The sequence below is a fragment of the Pseudoalteromonas sp. UBA6610 genome, from assembly GCF_002433295.1.
GTDB classification, from domain to species: Bacteria; Pseudomonadota; Gammaproteobacteria; order Enterobacterales; family Alteromonadaceae; genus Pseudoalteromonas; species Pseudoalteromonas atlantica.
Map to the genome: position 1 here is coordinate 1 of NZ_DJHW01000085.1, position 26,263 is coordinate 26,263.

Here is a 26,263-nt window from a genome sequence, read left to right on the forward strand (position 1 = left end):
AAAACCGAGCAACAAAGAGTAAATGGCCCCTAGGCAGAACCCTTCGGGCAGCGCCTGTTTGGCATTTATGCTACGTTATCGCCTATTTATGGGGAACAACCACACTGCATAGGCTCTGCCTTGCCTAATTCCCAAACAGACTGCTGCAAATTCAACCTCGAAAGATAAACAGGCCCTAGAAAAATAAAACAATGTCACTCTCACAGGATCTAAATATGGCCAGCGAAATAAACTACATGAGCGGTTTTGGCAATGAGTTTGAAACCGAAGCGCTACCCGGTGCATTGCCTGTTGGGCAATTTACCCCACAAAAGGTGAAGTACAATTTATACACCGAGCAATTTAGCAGCACGGCCTTTACGGCACCGCGAGCCGCTAATCGTCGCACGTGGCTGTACCGCCTTCGTCCATCGGTGGTACAAGGTGAATACACCGCTATAGATAACGCACTAATAAGAACAGCGCCTATAACTGAAGCAATTACGCCACCTACAATGATGCGCTGGAGCCCTATTGATATTCCCACAAAGCCTACTGATTTTATTGATGGCTTAATTACAATGGCTGCAAATGGCAGTGCCAATGGGCAAACCGGTATTGGTATTCATGTTTATGTTGCTAACAGTTCTATGCAAGGGCGTTATTTTTGTAATGCCGATGGTGAGCTGTTGTTTGTGCCTCAGCATGGCGAACTGTTATTACACACCGAATGTGGAAAGCTCACAGTAAAGCCGGGGGAAATTGCCGTCATTCCTCGCGGGATTAAATTCTCGGTTGATTTAATTGATGAAACCGCACGTGGCTACATTTGTGAAAACTATGGTCATGCATTTGAACTTGCCGAGCGCGGCCCCGTCGGTGCAAATGGCTACGCCAACGACAGAGACTTTAAATACCCTGTTGCTGCATTTGAAGATAAAGAAGGTACCTTTGAATTAGTCACTAAATTTAACGGTCATTTATTTAGTTGCCCTATCACACACTCGCCTTTTGATGTAGTTGCTTGGACCGGTAACAGCGCACCGTACAAATACGACTTAGCACGTTTTAATGTTATTAATACCGTGAGTTTTGACCACCCAGATCCTTCTATATTTACTGTACTTACCTCCCCTTCAGCCACTGAAGGCATGGCAAATGTAGATTTTGTAATTTTTCCACCGCGCTGGATGGTGGCAGAGAATACATTTAGACCTCCTTACTATCATCGCAATATTATGAGTGAGTTTATGGGCTTAATAGAAGGGGTTTACGATGCAAAAGAGCACGGGTTTGTACCAGGAGGCGCTAGTTTGCATAATTGTATGTCGCCACATGGGCCTGAAGCCGAGGTATTCGAAAAAGCATCTAACGCTGAGCTTGCACCGCAAAAATACGAGAACACGTTGGCCTTTATGTTCGAGTCTCGTTACATAATATCGCCCACTAAATATGCCCTTGAAGGAAAAGAGCGCCAAACTAATTACACTCAGTGCTGGCGTAGTATCACAAAACATTTTACAGGCGAGGAATAATAACAATGAAACTATACAGCTACTTTCGCTCATCTGCCGCATACCGTGTACGCATAGCACTTAATTTAAAAGGCATTGAGCATGATATGCAATTCGTTAATTTACTTAAATCTGAACAGCTAGCGCAGCCTTACTTAGATAAAAATGTGCAAGGTTTACTTCCTGCTCTTGAAACGGACGAAGGCGTATTAGCGCAATCACTGGCTATTTTAGAGTGGTTAGATGAAAGCTATCCGCAAACGCCGTTAATTTATGGCACTGCATGGCAAAAAGCGCAAATTCGTAATATTAGCTATGCAGTGGCATGTGATATTCACCCAGTAAATAATTTACGAGTGCTGAAGTATTTAAGCAACGAATTGGAGGTAGACGAGCAAGCTAAAGCCGCCTGGTATAGGCATTGGGTAGAGCTTGGATTTGAAAAAATTGAATTGATGCTAAGTGAAAACAATGAGTTTTGCGTAGGCAATACACCCACTCTCGCTGATATATGCTTAGTGCCACAGGTATTTAATGCGTTGCGTTTTAATGTAGATATGGCTGCGTATCCAAAAATTGCAGCCATTTATGCACGTTGTAATGCATTACCCGCTTTTAGTGACGCCGCGCCGCAAAATCAGCGCGATGCAGTTTAACTTTTTAATGCGCAGTGAATAACACTCACGTGCTCTATTAAATCAAGACCCAGTTCGGTTAAATAGCCGCCATCTGGGCTGTCTATCACGCCTTTATCAAACAACCTTTGCGCCGCGCTTAATAAATTTGGTTCAGCATCCGAATGTAACTTAATCCCTTGCATTTTGCTCTCACGTGGAAATTTAGCTAATAACGTAAATTCATCTATCATTGTTTGATTAAATTGCATGTGTTCACCTTTTTATAATTGTGTGTTTAAGTCAGTGTTGTTTAACGCTATTACTTACCCTAGCATGTTTTTTAATCGTGTGTACTATTTTTAAACTATCAAAATTCGAGGTCGCTCATGCGTCATATTATGGTTTTATTTATTTTTTTAATTGCGTTCACTTTGGCCCCTAGCAGTTATGCAAAAACAGTCAAAACCCATTCTATTATTGACGCTAATGAGATTATTAATAATGGTGATATTTGTTGGTACGACAACAAACGTTATAGTGAAGGCGCGCTGGTACAAGTACATTCTTTTACCTTAGTGTGCGCTGCTAATAACCCGCAGCATAATAACAGTGAGCTAATTTGGCTAAAATTAGATAAAAAAGGCAATATTGTTTATCCCACAAAGCCTAAAACCATTACGGTCAATTAGCGCTAAAAGAGGATTTACGCTACAATGCGCACAGTTTAAATAAGTAGTATGGCTATGGATAATCAACCAAAAAATCCTCTTCATGGGGTAACGTTAGAACAAATTTTAGTAGAGCTTGAGCAGCGCTTAGGGTTTAAAGCCATGGGCGAGCAAGTAAACATTAAATGTTTTACCGACTCACCGAGTATTAAATCAAGCTTAAAATTTTTGCGTAAAACCCCTTGGGCTCGCGATAAAGTTGAAGCTCTCTACTTACATACGTTAAGTAACAAACCGCTGCGTAAACCCAAAAGCGCTCAGCGCCCTAAGCCTGCCAGCCAAAGCGATAGCAGTGGTTTTGTTTGGCCAAGCATTAAAAAGTAATACACAAAAATGCACGTTAAATACGTGCATTTTGTATTTTATAACTCCTTACTAATTACTTTTAACGAGGCAGGGTCAACTGTAATAGTAAGCGTATCCGCTGTTTTTATTTCACCATCCAGTACATACTTAATTTCTTCGTCTGCGGTTATCGTTACTTTTTTAGCGTTGGTATGATGCGAGCTAATTGCTAAATGCGTTTGTGTAATACTACTAAACATAAGTTCAGCAATGCTTAACACGCGGGTGGTGTTTTCATCACTAGGTAGCAGCCAATTAATGTCTAATAGGCCATCTTCGTGATCGGGCTGACCACCTCCTTGGGCTAATAACGTAGTAAATGGCGCAGCATTAGCCACAATAAAACTATTTGTATTTACCTCCTGCGTTTGATTATCATCAAGGGTGACATAAAGGGTTTGCGCTTTTTGCTCACTAAATGCCTGAAAAAAACCACTTAAATAGGCAAGCTGACCCGATTCGTTTTTTGAGTCTCTATCTGCTTTTTCTACCATTGATTGCTCATAACCAATCCCAGCTAACAACAGCATAAGCTCGTCATTACAATAGGCCGTATCAATTGTTTGGGTTTGCCCATCAATAATAAGATCGCAGGCCTGCTCAACAGGAATGATTTTAGAGCTAATCCCCATAAGCACATGCGCTAATGCATTGGCTGTGCCCATTGGGATAATACCCAGCTTGCACTGAGTGTTTACCAACACACTTGCTACTTCTGTCACGGTTCCATCGCCGCCACAGGCAATTATTATATCTGGCTTATCTTTAATGGCTTGTTTAGCAAGCTCAATACCGTCTATTTCTTTGGTGGTGGTTAATACTTCTAAATCATAATACGCCGACAACCTAGCCACTATTAAATGCTCTTTGTCTTGCCACATTTTGGTACCCGACACGGGGTTTGCAATAATAACGGCTTTGTTTTTAATAACTAGCTCGCCCTTTTTATGTCGCTTTGCTAAATGACGAAGCTGATGCTTATTAAGATTTGCGGTTTCGCGGGTTTCTTTTATTTGCGCGAGCACTTGGTGAACATCGGCGTTTTTATCTTGGCTCAGTAAATACGCTGCCATAACAAATACCGAACGCCCTCTGCCCAGTGCACAGTGAACTACCACGCGGCGGTCTTCTTTAATATGATGATGTATCCAGTTAATGGCTTGGTTTAATTGCGAATGGGTAGGCACACTATGATCAAGCACCGGAATATTTAAATAGCTAATATTTTCTTGTGTAGAGCTCCATTCTAAGCCATCAAACTCACACGTTACATCTAATATTGCCGTTATGCCGTTTTCTTTTAACGTATCTATATCAGAGGGGAACAATCGGCATGCTAAAAATAAATGGTCGTTAATTTTTTGAATGGGAGGGACTTTATCGTGCTTGCGAGAATACGCATTGTAAATTTGAGCACCCAGTAAAAAAGGCACAAATGCCCAGCGAATATAAAATGGGATGACACCATTTTCACGCTTTCTAAAAATTTTCGCCAAATTAAAAATGTAAGCACCACTGACAAGAATTAACGACAATGCACTCCAGTAAAATACCACTGCAAAATATACCGAGTTAACCTCCCACCCTATAAATATAAAAATTAACGCTAAAATTAAATAACTCGTTGCAGCCCACATATTTTCTCCTTTATTTTTACTGTTTTGGCACATTTTTTTACAGCTGTGTATAAGTGTAGTAGCAATTTACACGCCAACAAAAGTTGTTTTTTAGGAACAAAAACAACACTAAGTAACTGATATAAAATAAATAAAAGTAGCTAGCTTTAGCTGTATTCGCATATTAGGCGCTTTTTACACAGTAATCGGTCATTTTTTCTCACTACTCAAAGGTAACTGTTTATATTTAAAACTTGTTTCAATGTGTACAGCAGCTAATATAAATGTCAGCTTAAAAGTTTTTGCATCCAATCACTCTTTTCACACGTTTATTGAGAGTGTGTTTATCTTTATTGGTTAAATTTATAACAGCCTGTTTAATCTCTATTTCAAAGCGATTAAGTTGCGCTTAAATAAAACAATTTTTAATTCACGAAGCCCAACACACCTCGGTAATAATAAAAACAACAGGAACCTTATGGAAAACGACAATTTACTTCCTCTTTTGTGTAAAACAGCACAGGGTAACAAAGCCGCGTTTGCTGATTTGTATCAGCAAACAAGCGCAAAGCTTTTTGCGATTAGTTTAAATATGCTGTCAAACCGCGCGCACGCAGAAGAAGTACTGCAAGAGGCATTTATAAAAATTTGGCATAACGCGTCAGAGTACAACTCATCTAAAGGCACAGTTATTAGCTGGATGATAAGCATTGTGAGATACCGCAGCTTAGATGCATTGCGTTATCACAAGGTAAGAAAAGAGCAGGCAATGGGTGACGATGAATACGATGAACAAGCTGTCGATGTTAGTTACGACGAACAAACCAAACTTGTTAATTGTATTGAGCAACTTGACCCCCAACAAAAACAAGCCATTCATTTAGCCTATTACAAAGGGCTAAGCCATGGTGAGTTAGTCAATCACATAGAAACGCCCTTAGGCACAGTTAAAAGCTGGATCAGGCGTGGTTTGCAGCAGTTGCAGAGGTGTTTAACATTATGAATTATAATAAACCAGAATTACTTGATGCTTTAGCAGGGCAGTATGTATTAGGTACTTTAAAAGGCCTGGCACGAAAACGTTTTCAGCGCTTAATGCTCAGCTTACCGCAAGCCCGAGAAGCCACTATAATGTGGGAGCAAAATTTAAATGATTTAGCCAGTGCAATTACACCTCAAACACCCAGCGCGCAAGTGTGGCAAAATATTTTAAATACATTAGAACACACCAACCAACCCGTTAAAACGGTCATCAAACCAGCTACATCGCTATGGCGCAATTGGTCATTTATAGCCACAGCTGCCTGTATTATCTTAGCATTTTTGGTTATTCAGCCCACAACTCAGCCCCAATACAGCCAACAAATTGCAGTAGTACAAAATCAAGATAAGCAATCACTGTGGTTTATTAACGTAGATGAGCAAACATTATCGGTTAAAGCCAGTGATAAACTCGTTGCGCAAACCGATAAAGACTACGAGCTGTGGATGATTTTAAAAGGGCAAGACACGCCAATTTCGTTGGGTCTACTGCCTAAAAACGGTGAAAAACAGTTACTCAAAGGCACGCGCTTTAAGGCACAAGACATTGCCCTACTCGCTGTTAGCTTAGAGCCTTTAGGTGGCTCGCCAAACGGCCTACCAACACAAGTACTGTACACGACAGATTTAGTTATTTTATAACTAAATAAACGCGACTGGTTGGTCAAACTTTGTTTGGCCAACCTTTTTATTTACCTTGGGTAACCATTAATATTTGATTAAACTAAAGTAGACTTAATCGCAGTGCGATGCTTATCATATTGTGTGCTCAATACCTGCTGCGTTATTTTAATTGCATACACCCCCTGTAATAAGTATAAAACCAAACCGCTTCAGCCCCTTAACACTCTCTTATCACTTCCTTATCTAAATGCAAAACAGCCTGCTGAAAATTTAATCTTGAACGTTAAACACCCCTTTATTAACAAAATAAAAAAATATTTAACTTTTTTGCATCCATTGTGCTTTTTGTTTCGTTATTAGTTATGACTCCAATCAAAACTAAAGGAAAAAGTCATGAAAGCTTTAACTCCATCTATACTCGCAGTAGTAGTATGCAGTACCTTAGTAAGCACCTCTAGCGAGGCATCAAGTCATCGTGAAGCGCCGAACATTAGCCGCTTTCCAACCTTAGACTCTACCGACTTTTACGTATTTAATAGTTATGAAGCAGGCAGAGACGACTACGTTACATTTATTGCCAACTATATTCCTCTACAAGATGCCTACGGCGGCCCTAACTACTTTGCTATGGACCCAGATGCAACCTACAGTATTCATATTGATAACGACGGTGATGCAGTTGAGGATATTACCTTTGCTTTTAATTTTACCAGTATGCTGCCAAACGATAATCAAGGCGTGCAATTAACCGTTGGCCCAGAAGATAATCAGCGTACTGTATCTGTACCTCTTAAAAACGTTGGTGGTGTAGCAGCAGGTGATGATAGCGCCGCTAATTTTAGCGAGTCATATACACTCAGCATTATAAGCGGTCCACAACGCACGGGTACCAGTACAGCATTAAGTAATACCACCACCAGTTCAACCACGTTTAATAAACCGCTTGATTATATTGGTGACAAAACATTTGGTTCAATGGCTGATTACCAAACCTATGCAGATCAGTTTGTTTATCAAGTTTCGGTACCAGGCTGTGACAGTATGGCCAAAGTATTTGTTGGTCAGCGCAAAGACCCATTTGTCGTTAACTTAGGTAAAACATTCGATTTAGTAAATTACGTTCCCGTTGAAGGTGATAGTGCGCCAGGTGCTGGGGATGGCGGTGGTTTCCCTGGAGGGATTACACAAAGCAGTGAGAATGACGACCTCGTAGATAAAAACGTTACCTCAATTGCAGTTGAAATGCCTAAAAGCTGTATTGTAGGTGAAGGCAACGGCGTAATTGGTTCATGGACAACAGCGAGCCTACCTCAAGCACGCATTTTAAACCCTAACGCTAAATTTGCAGATAACGCGGTAAATGGCGGTGCATTAACGCAGGTTTCACGCCTAGGTAATCCATTAGTTAATGAGCTAGTTATTGGTATTAAAGACAAAGATACCTTCTCAACGGCTCACCCTAAAGACGATGCACAGTTTTTAGATTACGTTTCGCACCCGTCTTTACCAGAGCTGTTAAATATTTTATTTAAAGATGCAGTAAATACCACACTTGGCGCTAATTTAGAAACTCTTGCTCCAACTAACTTTCCACGTACTGATTTAATCACCGCATTTTTAACTGGTTTTGCAGGGGTAAACCAACAAGCCACCGTAACGCCATCAGAAATGCTACGTTTAAATACTGCAATTGCAGCGACAGCACAAACTGATCAGTCTGCATTTGGTGTAGCCGGTGATGATTTAGCAGGTTTTCCAAACGGGCGCCGTCCAGGTGACGATGTCGTTGATATTGCACTTCGCGTGGTAATGGGGCGTTTATGTCACCCTATTCCTGTAAATGGTGAAGACACCGACTTAGGTCTATGTACACCAGAGGATGCTGATGTAGGTACAGTGCCATTCACTGATGGTGCTCCAGTTGATGCGAGCATGATGGATGCCACTTTCCCATACTTAGCCACCCCACTTGCAGGCTCTAAATAAGGAGTAACGTATGCGTAATTTAAACCTTACCCATAGCAGTATATTGTTATGCGCTTTGGCACTAGGCGCGTGTAGCAGTGATGATGATAACAAACAACCCACACCGGTTGTAAATTCTGCGCCCAATGCTAGTGATGCAATGTTAACCACACAAACAGAAGTTGAAATTAACGACATGTTAGTGGCCACCGATGCTGATGGCGATACATTAACATACACATTAACTTCGCAGCCGACATTAGGTAACGCTGTAGTAAATAGCGATGGCAGCTTTACCTATACCCCAAACAAAGAAGCAACCGGTAGCGACAGCTTTATGTTTGGTGTATCAGACGGTGTTAACCAGCAAGTGACTGCAGCGGTAAATATAACCATTGAAGCACTGCAAGTGGACTTTGCACAATTTGCAAGCGATGCATTTAATCAAAGCCCCACTGCGCAACCGCTATCTACCAACGGACGTGTCTTTATCAATACAGACACAGACGTAAGCGGTATTTCATCAGGCGCTTCTGGTAACTAACTCAGTAAGTAAATTAAGCTGATGGCCATGGATGGCTTTTTTAAGAGGATAAAACAATGCGCAGTCATTATAAAAAAATGCTCTTTGTTTTTTGCGCTGCACTGTGTGTAAATAACGTGCTTGCAAAACCAATTACCCCAAAAGATAACGCAATTATTGCCTCAAGCAATGCAACATTAAGTGCTAATTTAACCCTTGAGCAACTCACTGCGCTGGTGCTAAATAGCCAATACATAGGCCAAACAGAGCGCTATCAAGGTGTATTAAAAAAACGCTTAAAAAACCTATATACCGCTTCTGCAACTGCACAAAGCGGTTATTTATATGCACGGGTACTTCAAAAGGAGCATGCGTTTTCGCGTGCCATAGACGTTGCTAATAACGTATTAAAAACCCAGCCAGATCATGTAAACACCCATTTATTACTCGCTAATATGTTGATGACACAAGGCAAATTTGAACAAGCTAAGCGCCATTGTGTGGCATTAATTGGTAACACCAGCCTATTAACGGCCAGCACGTGTGTGCTAGATGTACAAAGCCAACAGGGCAAACTGAGTGAAAGCTATCACGCGTTAGTTAAGCTTACGCAAAACAAAAACAGCAGCTTAGCGACAAAACATGTGCTCAGCGAAATGGCGTTTAGACTCAATAAATTCACCCGTGCGCAGCAGCATATAAATAATATTGATTTAAACACAGCCCCAGTGAGCCTTATTGTGCTGTGGGCCGATATTCAACTGCAGCAAAACAACCCTGAAAAAGTGCTTAATACACTCGGTAAACTTGCCAATAGCCACTCATCGCTTGAAGACGCTATTTTGCTCAAGTTAGCCATAGCTGAAAAACGCAGTAATAAGCACACTAATACGGTGTGGCAACCGCTCATGCAACAGCGCGTAAAATTACGTGAACAACGCCAAGATACCTTCCATGCCAACGACTTAGCTAACTACTATATTCATGTACAAGCAAACCAAGCCAAGGCACAATACTGGGCAAATATAAATTGGCAGCAAGCAAAAATGAGTACAGATAAACACTTACTAAGCCAAGCAAATACGATGGTTAGGGATTCTTTATGAGTAAAATAAACGCGTTATTTGTTTTATTTATAGTTGCACTATTTGCCAACTTTAGTGTGCAAGCACATCAGTTGAGCACAAGCTATATTTCACTGGATAATACCGACAACGAAAAACAATATACAGGCACCTGGCAAATAAATATTAGCGATTTAGAACAGCACATTGCGCTTGATGTTAACCAAGACACACAAATAAGCTGGGGCGAATTAAAATCACAAAAATCAGCTATTAATCGCTATGCCAAAAATACTCTATTGGTTTTACAAAATGAGCAAACTTGCCTATTAACAATCACCGATAACTACCAATTAGATAATCATTTTAATGAAGCATATTTAGTGTTACCGCTAGTTTTTAGCTGTAACACTGATGCAGATGTAACGTTAACGTACCGCGCTTTTTTTAACCAAGACGCAAACCACAAAGTTATTGTAAATGTAAATCAGGTTTCGCGGGTTTTCACTATAGATGAGCAACAACACACTTTTACCACTGGGCAATCGAGTTATTTAACGACTTTTAACCAATATGTTTATCAAGGCGTGTTACATATTTGGATTGGTATTGACCATATTTTATTTTTAATTGCACTACTTTTAACCTGCGTTTTAACACGCAATGATAGTCACTGGCAGGCAATAGCAAGTAAAAAGCACATTATTAAGCACACTGCGTGGATTGTGACTGCGTTTACCCTTGCGCATTCACTTACCCTTACTGCTACGGCTCTTAATCTTGTTTCGCCAAGTAGCCGCTGGGTAGAGCTAGGTATTGCAATCTCGGTATTATTTGCGGCTTTAAACAATGTATGGCCGGTTATATTACGCCTTGGCTGGCTTACTTTTGCGTTTGGTTTGTTACATGGAATGGGCTTTGCCAGTGTACTGGGTGAGCTTGGGCTCTCGAGCGATTATCAATTGCTCAGCATTTTAGCGTTTAACTTAGGTGTAGAGCTTGGGCAGCTGAGTATACTGTGTATTGCACTGCCGGTGTTACTAACAATGCGCAATAAACCTATTTACATAAAATGGGTGATGCCAATTGGCTCTCTTGCAATCGCTGCAATGGCGCTATTGTGGTGCGTAGAGCGCATTTAGCATTAAAAAAGCGAGTCGTTTGACTCGCTTTTTAGTTTTCTATTACTTGGTTTTATCAAACGGCATTAGCAAGGTTTTCATCGCAGGCCTTAGCGCGATTAACACCGTTTCTTCGGTGAGCTCAGGGTAGAGCATCTTACGAAGCAGTAACCCCGCCATCATCGAAAAAATAACGTTAATGCGGCTTTCAAGCTCGTGTTCATCAGTGTCTTTAAGTGCACTACGTTCACTGGTGAGTAGTTGGCGCATGCGCCCCCGTGCTTGAATATCCATATCTCGTAAAAGCGAGGCCACTTTACTATTGCGACCCGCTTCCGCCATCATGTCTAAATCAACCACACAGGCACCGGTATCCATATGCCTTTGTACACCAATGTTTAAGCCATCTATAAGCGCTTGTAGAACATCACCTGGGTGATCTTCAAACTCCTGAAAGATAGAAAACATTTCTTCCATGTCTTTAGCAATAATACTTTCAATTATTGCCTCTTTGCTTTCAAAGTAGTTATATATATGCCCAGCGCTCATGCCTGCCGTACGGGATATTTCGGCCATGCCTGCGCCATGATATCCCTTGCGTTTAAAACACTCTGAGGCAGCACTAAGCACCTGCTCTCGCCTAGCTTGTGCTAATGCTGGGTCTATATGCCTTTTAGCTTTCGTGCTCACAACCCTACTCCGGTATTAAGCGCATATTTAATACAGCGTAAGCTCATTGCATAGCTTAACTTAACAACACCTTTCATTTTACTGCTCTTGCACAGGTGTTTTAGCTATATTCCAGCCGCCACCTAAAGCTTTATACAAATTAATTTGGCTGGCAAGGTAAGCCTGCTGACCTGTTATTAACTGCTGTTGAGCCGAGTACCACGTACGCTGTGCATCAAGTACCTGTAGGTAGCTATCAGCGCCTTTTTCGTAACGCATTTTTGATAAATCGTACGTTAGCTGACGCGAACTAATTAGCATATCGAGGGCATCAAGTTGCTCTTTGTAGCCTTCTCTATCTGCTAATGCATCGGCGGTTTCACGAAACGCATTTTGAATTTTTTGCTGGTACGTCGCCACCGCAATTTCTTGATCGGCCTTTGCCACATCAAGGTTTGCCTGATTACGTCCCATAGTAAAAATTGGTAAGTTGATTGACGGTACAAAGCTCCACGTCCCTGAGCCTGAATCAAACAAGCCACTTAAATCACTAGACGTACTGCCCGCAGTCGCGGTTAAGCTAATGCTTGGGTAAAACGCCGCACGCGCTATACCTATATTCGCGTTAGCGGCTAATAAAGCATGCTCAGCGGCTTTAATATCAGGGCGCTGCGTTAATAAATCAGAGGGTAAACCAACAGGTACTTCTGGTAAATCCAGTAAATTAGTTAACGAGTTAGTCGGTAATAAATCACTCGATACAGGACGCCCTACCAGTAAATCTAACGCGCTTTTATCACGTTTTAACAAGCGTTTATATGTTGCTATATCTACTTTTGCAGTGGCAACCGTACTTTTAAGCTGCTCAAGCGTAATTGCCGATGTAGCGCCTAAATCAAAGCTTTTTTGCGTAAGCGAGAGCGACTCCTGCTGCGAGCTTAATGTTTCTTTAGCAAGCTCTAATAGCTGCAAGTCAGTTGCGTAGTTTAACCAAGCATTGGCAAGCTCAGCAATGAGTGAAATTTGCGTGCTGTATTGCGTAAGCTCAGTGTTATAGAGGTTTTGCAGGGCTTGCTCTGACTGGTTACGTACCTTGCCCCAAATATCTAATTCATAAGAGGTAATACCAACCGTTGCGCTGTACTGTGAGCTAATACCTGCTTCACCCGTACTGGTTAAATCAGCCGGTAAACGTTGGCGCGTAGCCCCACCATTAAAATCTAATGAAGGGTATAAACCCGAATCTTCAATTTGGTATAAACCTCGTACACGCTGCACATTTAATACCGCAATTTGCATATCTTTATTATGCTCAAGGCTTAAGCTAATCAAGGTTTGCAATTTTTCATCATTAAAAAATTGCTGCCAATGTAACTGCTGCGCTGCTGCTTGCTCAGTGTCAGATACATAAGTATCTGGCACTGGTAAAGCAAGCTCTTTTTGCTCAGGGGCTAGTTGGCAGCCACTTAAAACAACTAATGTAATTGCGCTTAAAGTGAAGCGTTTAATGCTCATTGTGCGCTCTCCTTCTTATCGTCGGTGTTTTTCATTGGAAATACACGACGAACTAAAACAAAGAATAACGGCACAAATACCACCACTAGAATAGAAGAGGCAAGCGTACCACCTATAATCGAAATACCCAGTGCATTTTGCGCTCCTGAACCGGCACTTGAGGCAATAGCAAGCGGTATAACACCACAAATAAAGGCCATTGAGGTCATTAATATTGGACGTAAGCGTAAGCGTACTGCTGCAATAGCCGCATCGACCAACCCTAAGCCTTCTTGCATTTTATGAATCGCAAATTCTACGATTAATATTGCATTTTTAGAGGCTAATCCTATGGTGGTTAATAAACCTACCTGAAGATAAATATCGTTAGATAAACCTGCCATTACCGCGGCAACCGTAGCTCCAAATATACCTAATGGCACAATAAGCATAACCGCAAATGGTACAGACCAGCTTTCATAAAGCGCTGCTAAACATAAAAATACAAACAATAGCGATAAACCGTAAAGTAACGGGGCTTGGCCACTGCTAGAGCGCTCTTGAAACGAAATACCCGTCCACTCAGAGGCAATTCCATTAGGAAGTTGTTTAACTAAGCGCTCCATTTCATCCATTGCTTGGCCAGTACTGTAACCTGGTGCAGCAGTACCTTGAATTTCCATTGCTGAAAAGCCGTTATAACGCTCAAGACGTGGTGAACCATAGGTCCAATACGAACTTGCAAAGGCTGAAAATGGCACCATATCGCCGCTGTCATTACGTACATACCACTTGTTTAAATCCTCTGGCACCATACGTCCTTGCGCTTCACCTTGAAGGTAGACCTTTTTAACGCGGCCACGGTCAATAAAGTCATTAACGTAACTACTACCCCACGCAGTTGATAGCGTGCTGTTAATATCAGCCTGAGACACACCCAGTGCTTGTGCTTTAGCAAGGTCAACATCAAGTTGCAGCTCGGGCATATCTTCTTGTCCGTTAGGGCGTACACCCGCCAAAATTGGGCTTTGACTCGCTAAACCAAGTAATTGATTACGCGCTGCTAATAAAGCATCGTGGCCAAGTCCAACCCTGTCTTGTAAGAAAATATTAAAACCATTTGCAGTACCTAGCTCAACAATGGCTGGCGGCGGGAAAGCAAACACAAACGCTTCTTTAATCGTTGAGAAATAGCCCATTGCTTTACCTGCCACACCTTGCACAGATAAATCATCACGTTCGCGCTCATCCCAATGCTTAAAGTTTACAAACCCTATTGCTGAGTTTTGACCAGAACCTGCAAAGCTAAATCCGGTTACCGTAAAAATACCGTTAACAGCTTCAGATTGATCGTTTAAATAGTGGTTTTCTACTTTTTTAACCACTTCTAATGTTTCTTCGGTAGTTGAGCCTGCAGGCAGTGAAACCTGGTTAAACAAAATACCTTGGTCTTCATCAGGTAAAAACGCTGTAGGTAGGCTTGAAAAGATATACACCATGCCCGCAACAATAAGGCCATAACATAAAAGGTAGCGCTTAGATAAGCGGATCATACGGCTTACAAAACTTTGCGCGCCGGCATTTGTTTTATCAAACCCGCGGTTAAAACCACTGAAAAAACGGCCAAACATCGAGCTATTATCATGCACGTGGCTAGGCTTTAAAAGCGTGGCACACAATGCAGGTGTTAAAATAAGTGCTACTAATACCGAGAGCCCCATTGCTGATACCAGCGTAATAGAAAACTGACGATAAATAACACCGGTAGAGCCACTAAAGAACGCCATCGGAATAAATACAGCCGACAGCACCATGGCAATACCTACTAGCGCGCCTTTAATTTCATCCATCGATTTACGTGTTGCTTCAAGCGCAGAGAGTTTTTCTTCACTCATTACACGCTCAACGTTTTCTACTACAACAATCGCATCATCAACCAGTAGACCTATGGCAAGTACCATCGCAAACATGGTTAATGTATTTATTGAATAGCCAAACGCGTACAAAATACCAAAAGTACCTAACAACACCACAGGTACAGCTATAGTTGGAATAAGCGTAGCGCGGAAGTTTTGTAAAAACAGATACATAACAACAAATACCAGCACAACCGCTTCTATTAATGTATGCACTACTTTTTCAATCGATAACGAAACAAACGGAGTAGTATCATAAGGAACAACAACATCTAAGCCTTCAGGAAAAAACGCTTTTAACTCTTCAATAGCAGCTTTTACACCTTCTGCGGTATCGAGTGCATTTGCCCCACTGGCAAGCTTAATACCTAAGCCTGATGCTGGTTGTCCATCGTAACGCGCTACAACACGATAGCTTTCACCACCAAGCTCTACACGGGCTACATCTTCAAGGCGTACAAACGAGCCATCGGCGTTTGCCTTAACTATAATGTCTTCAAACTCTTTTGCTGTTTGTAAACGGCTTTGTGCAGTAACGGTAGCATTAAGTTGCTGACCTTCAACCGCAGGCATGCCGCCTAATTGCCCAGCAGACACTTGGGCGTTTTGAGCACTGATTGATGCACTAATATCAGCAGGGGTTAACTTGTAATTTTGCAGCTTAGCTGGGTCTAACCAAATACGCATAGCATACTGAGAACCAAACAGCTGAACCTCACCTACCCCTTCAACACGCGAAACAATATCTTGAACATTAGATGACACATAATCACCAATATCGATATTCGTCATGCTGCCATCTTTTGATACAAAACCCAGTACCATTAAAAAGTTACGTGCAGACTTAGCCACCGATACACCTTGCCTTTGCACTTCTTCAGGTAGCAAAGGAGTGGCTGTGGCTAACTTGTTTTGCACTTGTACCTGTGCAATATCCGGGTCAGTTTCGGCGCTAAATGAAAGCGTAAGGGTTGCTGAACCACTCGACTCAGAAGTCGATGACATATATAGCAAACCATCAAGGCCTTTCATTTTTTGCTCAATAACTTGGGTAACCGTATCCTCTAGGGTACGTGCTGATGCGCCCGGGTATGTTGCAGTAATACTAATTGCCGGCGGGGCAATTGACGGGTACTGAGCTATTGGTAAACTTTGAATAGCTAAAACACCTGCAAGCATAACCACGATAGCAAGTACCCATGCAAAGATGGGTCTGTCGATAAAAAATCGTGACATTAAAACTCTCCGTTATTGCGCTTTGTCAGCTGTTGCTGATGGTGAAACTTCAGTCGGTGTTACCGGCGCTCCAGGGCGAATTTTTTGTAACCCTTCAATAATCAGTTTATCGCCATCGCTTAGCCCGTCGGTTACTAACCAGTTTGAACCAATCGTTCTGTCTACTTTTAAAACGCGGCTTTCAACGGTGTTTTCTTTGCTAACAACCATGGCTGTTGGCTCGCCTTTTGTATTACGGCTAACCCCACGTTGCGGCACTAAAATAGCGTCTTGTTTTACGCCCTCAACCACAGAGGCACGCGCATACATGCCCGGTAATAATAACTTATCAGGATTTGGGAATTTAGCGCGTAAGGTAACCGACCCTGTGCTTGGGTCTACAGTCACTTCAGAGAACTGTAACGTGCCTTTAAGTGGGTAAGTTGAGCCATCTTCCATTTGCAGTTCAACATCTGTTTGCGATTGTGAATCAACACTCAATGAACCTGAAGAAATAGCTTTTTTAAGTTGAGTTAGCTCGTTGCTTGATTGGGTTAAATCAACATAAATAGGGTCAAGCTGGGTCACTGTTGCCAGTGCTGTTGTTTGATTAGCGCTAACAAGCGCACCAACAGTAACGCTCGATTTACTAATTTGGCCACTGATTGGAGAAGATACATGGCTGTAGTCTAGGTTAATTTGCGCCGATTTAAGCTGTGCTTTTGCCGTTAATAGCTCTGCTTGTGCTTGCTTTTGCGCTGCATCTGCTTCGTCAAAGTCTTGCTGACTTACGGCTTTAATTTTTAAAAGCTCGCTATAACGCGACGCTTTTGATTTAGTGCTGGCAATACTTGCCTCAGCGCGGGCCACAGCTGCTTCGCTTGCTGCTAGGTCAGCTTCAAACGTAGCGGGGTCAATTTGATAAAGCGCTTGGCCTTGCTTAACTTGAGCACCTTCTTTAAATAAACGCGATTGCACAATGCCACTTACTTGCGGGCGGATTTCCGCAATTTGAAAAGCACTAATGCGACCGGGAAGCTCCTTTTTTAGTGTAAGCGCTTGGCTTTTTAATGTAATTACACCAACAGGTACTGCTTGTGGAGCTGAAGCTTGTTGCGAGTCAGCTGCTTGGTCGCAACCTGTTAAAGCAACAGATCCAACGAGGGCTGTTAATACAAATAAAGCGATGCGAGAACGCTGCATGTTAAATACCTTTTAGTCTATTTATGTCTAGAGTGAACGATCATTCTAAAGTAAATCTAAACGAGAATAAATTAAAACGGGTGCAAATTTACACTAACTTACAGTTGCAAAATTAAACTACGCCATAGGTTGTAGAAGGTGTTAATTTGATGAAAAATAAAACGGACAAGTATGAAAAATAAACTTTATTGCGGTGCGTTATTTATTAACCTGCAACAAAAAAGCCAAGCTAAGCTTGGCTTTAATACAAATTTATAACTATTTACTTATACGAGACACCAACAATTGCTCAACCCTTATGCCCTCAACATCAACCACCTCAAATTTAAAGCCATTAAAGGTAAAGTGCTCAGCACGTTTAGGTATACGCTTCATTGTGTATATTAAAAAGCCAGCCACGGTTTCAAAGTGCATTTGATCGGGAAATTCTTCAATGTCTAATACTTTTGCTAAATCAGAAATCGGGGTTAAGCCATCCACTAACCATGAGTGCTCATCGCGGGCAATAATAAGTTCATCGCCTTGATGGGTAATTAAATCTCCCATAAACCCTTTCATTAAATCTTTTACGGTAACAATACCGACTAACAAGGCATATTCATTTACTACCACAGCAAACGGTTTAGCTGCACTTTTAAATGCATTTAGCGCCTCAGACAGGCTTAGGGTTTCTGGTAAATAAAACACGTCTGTTTCAATCAGCTCTTGCTTAATATTAGCTGGCTCACCTTTTAGTACTTGTCGTAGTATATCTTTTGACTCAACAGAGCCGTGTAATTTATCTAAATTACCCGAGACCACTAAAAAATGATTATGGGGGTTTTCAATAATTTTAGTGGCTATATCGTGGCTGCTTTCATTTAAGTCAAAATAAACTATTTGGTCGCGTGGGGTCATTACACTTGATAAAAAGCGTGCTTCTAGTTCAAACACATTGCCAATTAGCTCATACTCTTGTTGTTGTAAGCTGCCGTATTCTGCGCCCGCGTCCATCATCGCCACAATGTCTTCGGTGGTAACAATGTCTTCTCGCTCTGCGGGTACTTTAAATAAACGCAGTACAAAATTAGTTAAACCATTAAAAAACATCACTAATGGCGTAAGTGCAAAAGTAACCCATCGCATTATTGTTACCACACGCACAGCCACCGCTTCGGGCATGATCATCGCTAAACGCTTTGGCATTAAATCAGCAAATAATATAAACAGCGAGGTAATGGTAAAAAACGAAAATAAAAAGCTAATTTTTTCAAGGTGTACACCTTGATAAAAAAGCACCAAGATACTTTGTACATAAGGCGATAGCGCTTGTTCGCCCACTATTCCGCCTAAAATAGCAATCGCGTTTAGGGCAATTTGGATCATCGCAAAAAACGCCCCAGGGTTTTCTTGCAGTTTTAATACCGCGGCCGCGTTATCACTGCCTTCATCGGCCATTACCCGCAGTTTAATTTTACGCGACGCTGCAATAGCAATTTCCGACATGGCAAACAACGCACTGATCAAGATCAATAAGCTAATCCCGATTAAATCACCCATTTAACGCTCCAAAAAGTTAGCGCTTTTTCAATAAAAAGCAGCTGATTATAGACGCTTTTTTAAACGCGGCAATTTATATTTATGCTTTTACAGGCTAAATTAATAAGCCATTGAATTAGCGTTGTTTATTTTTCTTTTTTGCTTCATCGAATGCCAGCGAAAGTCTGTCTTGTAGGCTTTGCGGCATGTTTTTATTACACGCAAAGTAAAGGGGGGAGTGTTGTGTATTGAGCGTAAATATAGGCTCTAATAATTTAAGCTTTGGCTCAAACTGTGCGCGGTAGTTAAATTGTTTTTTACTTAAAATAACAAAGTCGAGAATATCGTGCCGTGTGCTTATTAATTTATCTATTTTGTCTAAGCTATCAATTATCAATAAGTTTTTAGCCTCACTAAAGCCACGCTCTAGCAAATAATGGTGGCTAAAATTATCCCTAAGCACCGCTGTTTTATATTTTTTAGCATCGTTAAGCGTTTTTAAGCGAATGTTACGTGATTTAAGGGCATAAATAGCAGAGTCAAAACTTTCAAGCTCAGCCACCCAGCTAAACTTATCTTCTCGCTTTGGTAGCCTTACAATAGAAAATATACAGGTATTCGTATCTCTTAATACTGCGTTATAAGACACAGCCCAACTATGCGCTAACATAGTGTATTTAATATCTGTATTGGCGAGCGCGTTTCTCACTTTATCTACAGAGCGCCCTGCAAGTTGGTTGTTTTCGTCAATGTATTGAAAATCGGGGAATACTTCGGTCACTATTGTAATTTCAGCTGCATTGAGCCTTATGCATGCAAAACACAACAAAAATAAGTACAGCTTCATTTAGCTTCGCCTCAAAACTAAAACAGATATACACCAACTATAGCCGAGGGTAACCGAACCGCTAGTTTTTAACCTAGCCCTATACGCTGATAGGACTAGATTTTTTAAAGACTAACCTGCTATCTATTCATTGCACTAATTAAGAACGCTGAAATTTTAGCGCCTTCACGTAATGTTGTTTCTGAACTTGCTTGGCCTACTAATGAGCTGTCGGTAAATGGCGCTATTTCCATCATGTCGGCGCCAGTAATTGGAAACTCATCGGCAATAGCTTGTAAAATATCCAGTGCATGTTGCGGGGTTAAGCCGTTATCTTCTGGTGTGCCCGTGGCTGAGGCAAATTCGGCATCGAGTGCATCTATGTCAAAGCTTACGTACACTTCATCTACTTTATCGGCTTTAAGCTGCGCAATGGTTTCATCAGCAACCGCTTTTGCACCACGCTCTATAATTTCATTAGCCCAATGTTGTTTTACACCAAAGGTGCTTTCCCAGTGCGATTTAGGTTTACCGCTTGAGCGAATACCAAACTGGATTAAATGATGCGGTGCAGGTAAAAACTCTAATATATGCGTACACCACGAGCCAAAGCATAAATCTATCCCTAAGCGCTCTACTAATAAATCGGTATGCGCATCAAAATGAATAATAGCGGTACGTTTACCTTGCTCACGCTTAGCTTTTAAATACGCTTTAGTTAGCGGGTAGCTAATTGAGTGATCGCCCCCAATACCAAATATGCCTTTATCTTTAAATGTGGCGTAAAAGCTGTCACACACATCTTCGGTAATAGAAAGCGGGCTTACGTAGTAATCATCGTTTTTATCGCCGTATAGGGCTTTTTGGCAGTTTGAAATAGTGGTGTCGTTTAAGTATTTATCATGCAATAAATGCGGTATAACACGCACATCACCTAAATCAAAAGAGCGGCACTGGGTTTGCTGATCAATCAAGGCTGAGCGTAAAAATAATGGCCCCCAGTTTGCGCCACGTAAAATACCGCCGCCACAATCTGAGCTAATACCTAACATAACCGCTTTGTGAGGAGATTCGGGTAATTGTGTTAAAGAATCGCGCCACAAAACATCAACATTTTCGCTTTGCCCATACAATTTATTACGTAATGCCGCTTTACGCTCTTTCGCGGTATTAACTGTAAATACACCATCGCCAGGTGCACATAAACAGTGCTCTACTTTACGTTTAAACGCGTCAAATTGTGTGCTCATAATAAATCCTATACTTGTGTGTTTTATTCATGTGGTTTTGATTAGTTATGCAAAAACTAAAATTATCGGCCTATTTGCAAATAACGCGTAATACGCTCACTTATTGCTCAAGCGTTATTTACACGCTTATTTAAAAGACGTTAAAATAAAGTCAAAATAAACCGTAACTGTTTGTTATTAAATAACTAAAAACGCTTTAAACCACGTATTGATAAATTTAAATTATCACCATAATCAATACATATAGACTCTCAATAAACAAGTCAACCACCCACCTTTTAACGAACTTTAAGCCTTTGATTTAATATTCAATGTGAATGAATAAAGCCATCATTTATAAGTATTTTTCAACATCGGACATACGTCCTGTACTTGGTTTACATTTGCCGTAATGATGCTAGATTGACAACAAATTTTTATAAAAAGGCTTAGTTATGGAAAAGGTATTTCACTTAGGATTATGTATTGACGATTTAAAAGGGGCTGAACTTGCTATTGTCCCTGGTGACCCAGATCGTGCTGCACGCATTTCTCAATTCCTAGACAACCCAACCTGCCTTGCTCAAACACGTGAGTTTCATGTTTATTTAGGCCAGTTAAATGGTCACTCTGTGGTGATTTGTTCAACCGGTATTGGCGGTCCTTCAACCTCTATTGCTGTAGAGGAGCTGGCACAGCTTGGCGTACGTACTTTCTTACGTATTGGTACTACTGGGGCAATTCAGCCACATATTAATGAAGGTGATATTTTAGTAAGCCAAGCGTCTGTCCGTTTAGATGGCGCAAGCCAACACTTTGCACCACTTAGCTACCCTGCGGTATCTGACTTTTTTGCCACTCAAGCTATGGTGCAAGCGTGTAAAAACCTAGATATCGACTTCCACATTGGTATTACTGCCTCAAGCGATACATTCTACCCAGGGCAAGAGCGTTACGATACGCATTCGGGTTATGTACCTAAGTCATTACAAGGTAGCTGTGAAGAGTGGCAAAACCTAGGCGTGATGAACTACGAAATGGAGTCTGCTACCTTATTTACCATGTGTGCAGCGCTAGGCCTTAAAGCGGCGTGTGTTGCCGGTGTATTGGTTAACCGTACTCGCCAAGAAATTCCAAATGTTGATCACGGTGAAATTGAGAAAAAATCTGTGGCTGTGGTATTAGAAGCTGCAAAAGTACTATTAGGCTAATGCCTTTTTAGCGCTTTAATAAAACGCATAAAGCACAGCAATTGCTGTGCTTTATTGTTTTTAGCTTAACCTGAACTCTGGTTACCTTAGCTTTGCGCTAATCACTTCTATTTCTGGCAAATTGCTAAAGCTTGCAAGTACCGCACGTGCTACTCCCCCTTGGTTTTCATGACCTTGGGTTTCTAACAGTGTAATTGCTTTAATTGTTTTATCGTTAAAGCTAAGACCCGCTAAAAACAACTGACTAAGCGCACTTTGTAGTGGCGAAAGGCTTGGGCTGTAAGCCGCGTTTTCTGCGTAACTGCCGTAAAAGTCACCATTATTAAAGGTGCTTATTTTAACTGCGCTAAAGTTGTTACTGTAAGGTACGTAGGCCATTAGCGCCATGGCTGCTAGTTTTTCATCAAGAGCTGTATCTGCAAATGTGTGTTGCTGCTGTTTTGGGTTAAACAGGCTAAAATCGTTGCCTAAATCTGTGGGGCCAAATGAATGCGGTAATAAATCAGCTAATTTAAAATGTTGCTCTGGTAGTAAAATATCAAACTCTTTTGCATCAGCCAGTTCGTTCATAAACTGCCTGCAATAACCACATGGGGCATCGCTAATTGCTATTTTTAGTATTTTTTTTGCGCCATTTAACCACGCATTGTTAATCGCTGACTGCTCTGCATGCACGACTAAACTAAGCGCTTGGTGATCAAACTCTACATTAGCACCAAAATAAAAATTTATATCACCTTGCTCATCAAGTGCTTTAACAATCGCTCCCACATGAAAATGAGAAACAGGAGCCACCGAAAATTCAGACGCTAAAGGCACCAAACCTTGTAATAACGAATCATCAGATACATTAAGTTGCGCGCATAATTGGCTAATATCGTTAGGATGTAAAATACCGCGCTGGGCTTTTAATTGGCTGCGTAATGCTTGAGTTTGCGTAACGCTTAGTGAGATATGTGAATTTGTGAGTGCTGTGTCTTGTTGCACAGTAAAAGTTGCTGATGCCATAACATATTATAATTATTTAATGGCTAAGTAGTTTAAAAGGTTAGGCGCCTAAATGCCAGCAAAAAAAGGGAGCACACTGTGCTCCCCTATTTTTTAGTTAAAGTTGACTAACCAGTATTGCGCATACCTGCAGCAATACCTGTCATGGTGATCATTAATGCATTATCAATATCACCTTCACTTACTTTATCGCTTGAGCGCGAACGACGCAGCAGCTCAACTTGCAGTACATTAAGCGGATCGGTGTACGGATTACGCAGCGCAATCGACTCTTTTATCCATGGTTGATCTGCCAATAAGCTATTTTGCGGGCTAAGCGATTGCACTAAGCTAATTGCTTCTTCTAGCTCTTTACGTAACGAAGTACCTAGTGGTTTGTACATGTCTTCCACCAGCGCGTTATCGTAATGCTCACTTAACCAGCTATCGGCTTTACTAAATACCATTTCTAGCATTTCAAGACGTGCTCTGAAAAATGGCCATTGCAGGCTCATTTCGTGCAGTGTTTCTATGCCGTATTTATCGAGTGCCGCTTTTAAGCCTGTTAATGCGCCAAGCCATGCAGGTAACATTAAACGGTTTTGACTCCATGCAAAAATCCATGGAATAGCACGTAAGCTCTCAACCCCACCATTTGGGTTACGTTTAGCAGGACGCGAGCCCAATGGTAATTTAGACAGCTCTAGCTCAGGCGTTGCCATTCTAAAGTAAGGAACAAAGTTTTCATCATGGCGAACCACATTACGATAGTGATCGCACGACTGCTCGCTTATCAACTTCATCACTTCACGCCATTCTTGCTTAGGCTCTGGCGGTGGTAATAAGTTACTTTGCAGTACGGCACCGGCGTAAATGTTTAAACTTTGCAGTGCTACATCGGGTAAACCAAACTTAAAGCGGATCATTTCGCCCTGCTCAGTTACACGCAAGCCACCTTTTAATGAACCAGGCGGTTGTGAATGCAGTGCTTGTGCAGCAGGTGCCCCACCGCGCCCTACCGTACCACCACGACCATGGAATAAAACAAGTTCAATGCCGCGCTCATCGGCAAGCTGCACTAGTTTATCCATTGCTTCGTACTGTGCCCAGCCTGCGGCCATCATGCCGGCATCTTTAGCTGAATCAGAATAACCAATCATGACATTTTGGGTATTTTTAATATGCCCGCGGTACCATACGTTATCAAGCAACGTGGTAATTACATCGCTACCAGCGTTTAAATCGTCAAGCGTTTCAAACAAAGGCGCTACTGGTAAATCAAACTGACAGCCACTTTCTTTTAAAAGCAGTTGTACAGCTAAAATGTCAGAGGCGGTACGCGCCATTGAAATAATGTACAAGCCAAATGTTTTTTCATCTTGCTTAGCTATTACATCAAAGGTGTCGAGTACTTCTTGCACCTCTGGACTTGGTTGCCAGTTTTTAGGAATAAGCGGGCGGCGAGAATTAAGCTCGGTAAGCAAAAATGCTTGTTTGTCTTGCTCTTGCCATTGGTTGTAATCGCCTAAGCCTAGGTGGCGTGTAAGCTCTGAAAACACATCGCTGTGGCGGTCTGAATCTTGGCGTACATCAAGTTTTGCCAAACGCAGGCCAAAGCTATTTATACGGTGCAGTAAGTCAAGTAATAAACCATCGGCGACAACTTTCATGTTGCATTTTAATAAAGAGCGATAGCATACCTCTACTGGGTGCTTGATTTGATTTATATCAGTGATTAAGTCTTCTGAATCGCTGCGCTTATTCTTAATTTTTGCACCTAAATGTACCACTGTTTCAGAGACTTGGTTTTTAAGCTTTTTAAGTACAGCGCGATAAGGTTCAAAGTCTTGTCCTGCCAGCTCAATTAGCTCATCGCTTGCATCTGACATGCTCAGCTCTGCGCTTAGCGTGTCAATATCACGGCTGTATAAATCAAGCGCCATCCAGCGACCATGGTCAAGTACTTGCTGTGTTACCTGTGCGGTTACAAATGGGTTACCGTCACGGTCTCCGCCCATCCAAGAGGTAAACTCAATGGGGCTGTAATCAATTGGGAGCTCTAAACTTAAATGCTCTTTAACTTGATCTGAAAACTCACGTAAAAAGCGTGGCACAGCATGCCATAAGCTGTTTTCAATAACAGCGTATCCCCATTTAGCTTCATCAACTGGGCTTGGGCGAGAACGACGAATATCATCGGTGTGCCATGCTTGACTGATAAGCTGAGCGATGCGATTTAAAATAGCTTCACGTTCGTGTGGTAAATTGTCTTTGCGCTCAAGCGAGGCTAAACAATCACTTAATTCTACGTGCTTATTAATAATGGTACGGCGCGTCACCTCGGTTGGGTGAGCGGTTAATACTAAGTTTATGTGGAGTTTTGAGAGTGTTTCGGCCAGATGATTACTATCTAATTGGCCTTCTTTTGCTTTTGCAGTTAACGTTTTTAATGTTTGAGTGAGAGGATTTAGTTGGCAAAAACCAACATCATTAAAACGCGAAACAGTGTGGAACTGCTCTGCTACATTAGCTAAATTTAAAAAATGATTAAATGAACGGGCAACCGGTAAAAGCTCTTCATCACTAAGCGCATGTAGTACCTCAATTAGCGCTTGTCTGTCGTCTTCGTTACCACTGCGAGATGACTTTGATAAAGCACGAATTTCCTCTACTTTATCTAAAATCGCTTGGCCTTGGGCATCTTTAATAGTTTGTCCTAGTAGCTGCCCAAGTAAATTAACATTACCTCGCAAGGCGGCATATTGTTCACTCATTTCTCAGTCTCCTTTGTTTCATGGAATGCTATTAATATCATCATGAGCGCAGATTTAATAGATCCATTTGCAATGGTGAATCGT

22 protein-coding genes are annotated in these 26,263 nt (G+C 41.5%); 11 read left to right on the forward strand and 11 right to left on the reverse strand.

The features are described from left to right. Positions 1–215 precede the first annotated feature (215 nt). Entirely contained in the window at positions 216–1,514 is a 1,299-nt protein-coding gene (gene hmgA, locus B4F91_RS11165) for a homogentisate 1,2-dioxygenase (RefSeq protein ID WP_264389820.1), read from the forward strand. Positions 1,515–1,519: 5 nt separating this feature from the next. Then, on the forward strand, positions 1,520–2,149 hold the full coding sequence (gene maiA, locus B4F91_RS11170; protein WP_064386614.1) for a maleylacetoacetate isomerase: 630 nt from the start codon (positions 1,520–1,522) through the stop codon (positions 2,147–2,149). On the opposite strand, the gene B4F91_RS11175 is transcribed toward maiA, so the two are convergent. Continuing rightward, positions 2,146–2,379 (reverse strand): TIGR02647 family protein, encoded by a 234-nt coding sequence (locus B4F91_RS11175; RefSeq protein ID WP_004588741.1) that lies wholly within the window; start codon positions 2,377–2,379, stop codon positions 2,146–2,148. The genes maiA and B4F91_RS11175 overlap by 4 nt on opposite strands. A gap of 117 nt (positions 2,380–2,496) precedes the next feature. On the opposite strand from B4F91_RS11175, the gene B4F91_RS11180 reads away from it, so the two are divergent. Then, the gene (locus B4F91_RS11180; RefSeq protein WP_004588742.1) at positions 2,497–2,799 is read left to right on the forward strand and encodes a DUF1496 domain-containing protein; all 303 of its coding nucleotides are present in this window, start codon (positions 2,497–2,499) and stop codon (positions 2,797–2,799) included. Between the two features lie 54 nt (positions 2,800–2,853). Beyond that, on the forward strand, positions 2,854–3,162 hold the full coding sequence (locus tag B4F91_RS11185) for a VF530 family DNA-binding protein (protein WP_004588743.1): 309 nt from the start codon (positions 2,854–2,856) through the stop codon (positions 3,160–3,162). Positions 3,163–3,200: 38 nt separating this feature from the next. Here B4F91_RS11185 and B4F91_RS11190 read toward each other — a convergent pair whose 3' ends face one another. Further along, on the reverse strand, positions 3,201–4,820 hold the full coding sequence (locus B4F91_RS11190; protein ID WP_121638437.1) for a diacylglycerol kinase family protein: 1,620 nt from the start codon (positions 4,818–4,820) through the stop codon (positions 3,201–3,203). Positions 4,821–5,277: 457 nt separating this feature from the next. Here B4F91_RS11190 and B4F91_RS11195 point away from each other — a divergent pair, with 457 nt between their 5' ends. The 6 genes from B4F91_RS11195 to B4F91_RS11220 all read left to right on the forward strand — a co-directional run bounded on the left by B4F91_RS11195 (position 5,278) and on the right by B4F91_RS11220 (position 11,158). Next, the gene (locus B4F91_RS11195) at positions 5,278–5,802 is read left to right on the forward strand and encodes a sigma-70 family RNA polymerase sigma factor (protein WP_024031922.1); all 525 of its coding nucleotides are present in this window, start codon (positions 5,278–5,280) and stop codon (positions 5,800–5,802) included. After that, on the forward strand, positions 5,799–6,482 hold the full coding sequence (locus B4F91_RS11200) for an anti-sigma factor (RefSeq protein ID WP_054981836.1): 684 nt from the start codon (positions 5,799–5,801) through the stop codon (positions 6,480–6,482). The genes B4F91_RS11195 and B4F91_RS11200 overlap by 4 nt, the downstream gene beginning before the upstream one ends. Positions 6,483–6,857: 375 nt before the next feature. Further along, positions 6,858–8,450, forward strand: a complete 1,593-nt coding sequence (locus B4F91_RS11205) for a DUF4331 domain-containing protein (protein WP_286938985.1) — start codon at positions 6,858–6,860, stop codon at positions 8,448–8,450. A 10-nt stretch (positions 8,451–8,460) separates the two neighbouring features. Next, the gene (locus B4F91_RS11210) at positions 8,461–8,973 is read left to right on the forward strand and encodes an Ig-like domain-containing protein (RefSeq protein WP_138579117.1); all 513 of its coding nucleotides are present in this window, start codon (positions 8,461–8,463) and stop codon (positions 8,971–8,973) included. 56 nt (positions 8,974–9,029) lie between these two features. Further along, a complete protein-coding gene (locus B4F91_RS11215; RefSeq protein ID WP_273586288.1) occupies positions 9,030–10,058 on the forward strand; it encodes a tetratricopeptide repeat protein in 1,029 nt (342 codons plus the stop codon). Then, positions 10,055–11,158 (forward strand): HupE/UreJ family protein, encoded by a 1,104-nt coding sequence (locus B4F91_RS11220; protein ID WP_286938987.1) that lies wholly within the window; start codon positions 10,055–10,057, stop codon positions 11,156–11,158. Before B4F91_RS11215 ends, B4F91_RS11220 begins: the two co-directional genes overlap by 4 nt. Before the next feature lie 42 nt (positions 11,159–11,200). Here B4F91_RS11220 and B4F91_RS11225 read toward each other — a convergent pair whose 3' ends face one another. The 7 genes from B4F91_RS11225 to B4F91_RS11255 form a co-directional block, all read right to left on the reverse strand. Then, entirely contained in the window at positions 11,201–11,827 is a 627-nt protein-coding gene (locus B4F91_RS11225) for a TetR/AcrR family transcriptional regulator (RefSeq protein WP_024031928.1), read from the reverse strand. 78 nt (positions 11,828–11,905) lie between these two features. Next, positions 11,906–13,321 carry an efflux transporter outer membrane subunit gene (locus tag B4F91_RS11230; RefSeq protein WP_121638433.1) on the reverse strand — a complete coding sequence of 472 codons (1,416 nt, stop codon included), beginning with the start codon at positions 13,319–13,321 and terminating at the stop codon, positions 11,906–11,908. Then, on the reverse strand, positions 13,318–16,452 hold the full coding sequence (locus B4F91_RS11235; RefSeq protein ID WP_054981829.1) for an efflux RND transporter permease subunit: 3,135 nt from the start codon (positions 16,450–16,452) through the stop codon (positions 13,318–13,320). The genes B4F91_RS11230 and B4F91_RS11235 overlap by 4 nt, the downstream gene beginning before the upstream one ends. Positions 16,453–16,464: 12 nt before the next feature. After that, positions 16,465–17,634 (reverse strand): efflux RND transporter periplasmic adaptor subunit, encoded by a 1,170-nt coding sequence (locus B4F91_RS11240; RefSeq protein ID WP_064386607.1) that lies wholly within the window; start codon positions 17,632–17,634, stop codon positions 16,465–16,467. 258 nt (positions 17,635–17,892) lie between these two features. Continuing rightward, on the reverse strand, positions 17,893–19,173 hold the full coding sequence (locus B4F91_RS11245; protein WP_286938988.1) for a hemolysin family protein: 1,281 nt from the start codon (positions 19,171–19,173) through the stop codon (positions 17,893–17,895). A gap of 115 nt (positions 19,174–19,288) precedes the next feature. Then, positions 19,289–19,999, reverse strand: coding sequence for a substrate-binding periplasmic protein (locus B4F91_RS11250; RefSeq protein ID WP_286938989.1), 711 nt, complete (start codon positions 19,997–19,999; stop codon positions 19,289–19,291). A 119-nt stretch (positions 20,000–20,118) separates the two neighbouring features. Then, positions 20,119–21,228 carry an arginase family protein gene (locus B4F91_RS11255; protein ID WP_286938990.1) on the reverse strand — a complete coding sequence of 370 codons (1,110 nt, stop codon included), beginning with the start codon at positions 21,226–21,228 and terminating at the stop codon, positions 20,119–20,121. Positions 21,229–21,662: 434 nt separating this feature from the next. Here B4F91_RS11255 and udp point away from each other — a divergent pair, with 434 nt between their 5' ends. Next, positions 21,663–22,418, forward strand: a complete 756-nt coding sequence (udp, locus tag B4F91_RS11260; protein WP_004588758.1) for a uridine phosphorylase — start codon at positions 21,663–21,665, stop codon at positions 22,416–22,418. 81 nt (positions 22,419–22,499) lie between these two features. Here the strand turns inward: udp and cdd are convergent, their stop codons facing one another. Beyond that, complete coding sequence (gene cdd / locus B4F91_RS11265; RefSeq protein WP_029771848.1) at positions 22,500–23,426, reverse strand: cytidine deaminase; 927 nt, start codon at positions 23,424–23,426, stop codon at positions 22,500–22,502. A gap of 107 nt (positions 23,427–23,533) precedes the next feature. After that, entirely contained in the window at positions 23,534–26,179 is a 2,646-nt protein-coding gene (gene ppc, locus B4F91_RS11270; RefSeq protein WP_286938991.1) for a phosphoenolpyruvate carboxylase, read from the reverse strand. Positions 26,180–26,263: the final 84 nt, after the last annotated feature.

Excerpts from the sequence above, each read along its gene's own strand:
- ppc (WP_286938991.1), bottom strand. The coding sequence starts at position 26,179 with ATGAGTGAACAATATGCCGCCTTGCGAGGTAATGTTAATTTACTTGGG.
- udp (WP_004588758.1), top strand. The coding sequence starts at position 21,663 with ATGGAAAAGGTATTTCACTTAGGATTATGTATTGACGATTTAAAAGGG.
- B4F91_RS11175 (WP_004588741.1), bottom strand. The coding sequence starts at position 2,379 with ATGCAATTTAATCAAACAATGATAGATGAATTTACGTTATTAGCTAAA.
- B4F91_RS11180 (WP_004588742.1), top strand. The coding sequence starts at position 2,497 with ATGCGTCATATTATGGTTTTATTTATTTTTTTAATTGCGTTCACTTTG.
- B4F91_RS11235 (WP_054981829.1), bottom strand. The coding sequence starts at position 16,452 with ATGTCACGATTTTTTATCGACAGACCCATCTTTGCATGGGTACTTGCT.
- B4F91_RS11195 (WP_024031922.1), top strand. The coding sequence starts at position 5,278 with ATGGAAAACGACAATTTACTTCCTCTTTTGTGTAAAACAGCACAGGGT.
- B4F91_RS11240 (WP_064386607.1), bottom strand. The coding sequence starts at position 17,634 with ATGCAGCGTTCTCGCATCGCTTTATTTGTATTAACAGCCCTCGTTGGA.
- maiA (WP_064386614.1), top strand. The coding sequence starts at position 1,520 with ATGAAACTATACAGCTACTTTCGCTCATCTGCCGCATACCGTGTACGC.
- B4F91_RS11250 (WP_286938989.1), bottom strand. The coding sequence starts at position 19,999 with ATGAAGCTGTACTTATTTTTGTTGTGTTTTGCATGCATAAGGCTCAAT.
- B4F91_RS11215 (WP_273586288.1), top strand. The coding sequence starts at position 9,030 with ATGCGCAGTCATTATAAAAAAATGCTCTTTGTTTTTTGCGCTGCACTG.
- B4F91_RS11205 (WP_286938985.1), top strand. The coding sequence starts at position 6,858 with ATGAAAGCTTTAACTCCATCTATACTCGCAGTAGTAGTATGCAGTACC.
- B4F91_RS11210 (WP_138579117.1), top strand. The coding sequence starts at position 8,461 with ATGCGTAATTTAAACCTTACCCATAGCAGTATATTGTTATGCGCTTTG.
- B4F91_RS11220 (WP_286938987.1), top strand. The coding sequence starts at position 10,055 with ATGAGTAAAATAAACGCGTTATTTGTTTTATTTATAGTTGCACTATTT.
- cdd (WP_029771848.1), bottom strand. The coding sequence starts at position 23,426 with ATGGCATCAGCAACTTTTACTGTGCAACAAGACACAGCACTCACAAAT.
- hmgA (WP_264389820.1), top strand. The coding sequence starts at position 216 with ATGGCCAGCGAAATAAACTACATGAGCGGTTTTGGCAATGAGTTTGAA.
- B4F91_RS11255 (WP_286938990.1), bottom strand. The coding sequence starts at position 21,228 with ATGAGCACACAATTTGACGCGTTTAAACGTAAAGTAGAGCACTGTTTA.
- B4F91_RS11200 (WP_054981836.1), top strand. The coding sequence starts at position 5,799 with ATGAATTATAATAAACCAGAATTACTTGATGCTTTAGCAGGGCAGTAT.
- B4F91_RS11185 (WP_004588743.1), top strand. The coding sequence starts at position 2,854 with ATGGATAATCAACCAAAAAATCCTCTTCATGGGGTAACGTTAGAACAA.
- B4F91_RS11230 (WP_121638433.1), bottom strand. The coding sequence starts at position 13,321 with ATGAGCATTAAACGCTTCACTTTAAGCGCAATTACATTAGTTGTTTTA.
- B4F91_RS11190 (WP_121638437.1), bottom strand. The coding sequence starts at position 4,820 with ATGTGGGCTGCAACGAGTTATTTAATTTTAGCGTTAATTTTTATATTT.
- B4F91_RS11245 (WP_286938988.1), bottom strand. The coding sequence starts at position 19,173 with ATGGGTGATTTAATCGGGATTAGCTTATTGATCTTGATCAGTGCGTTG.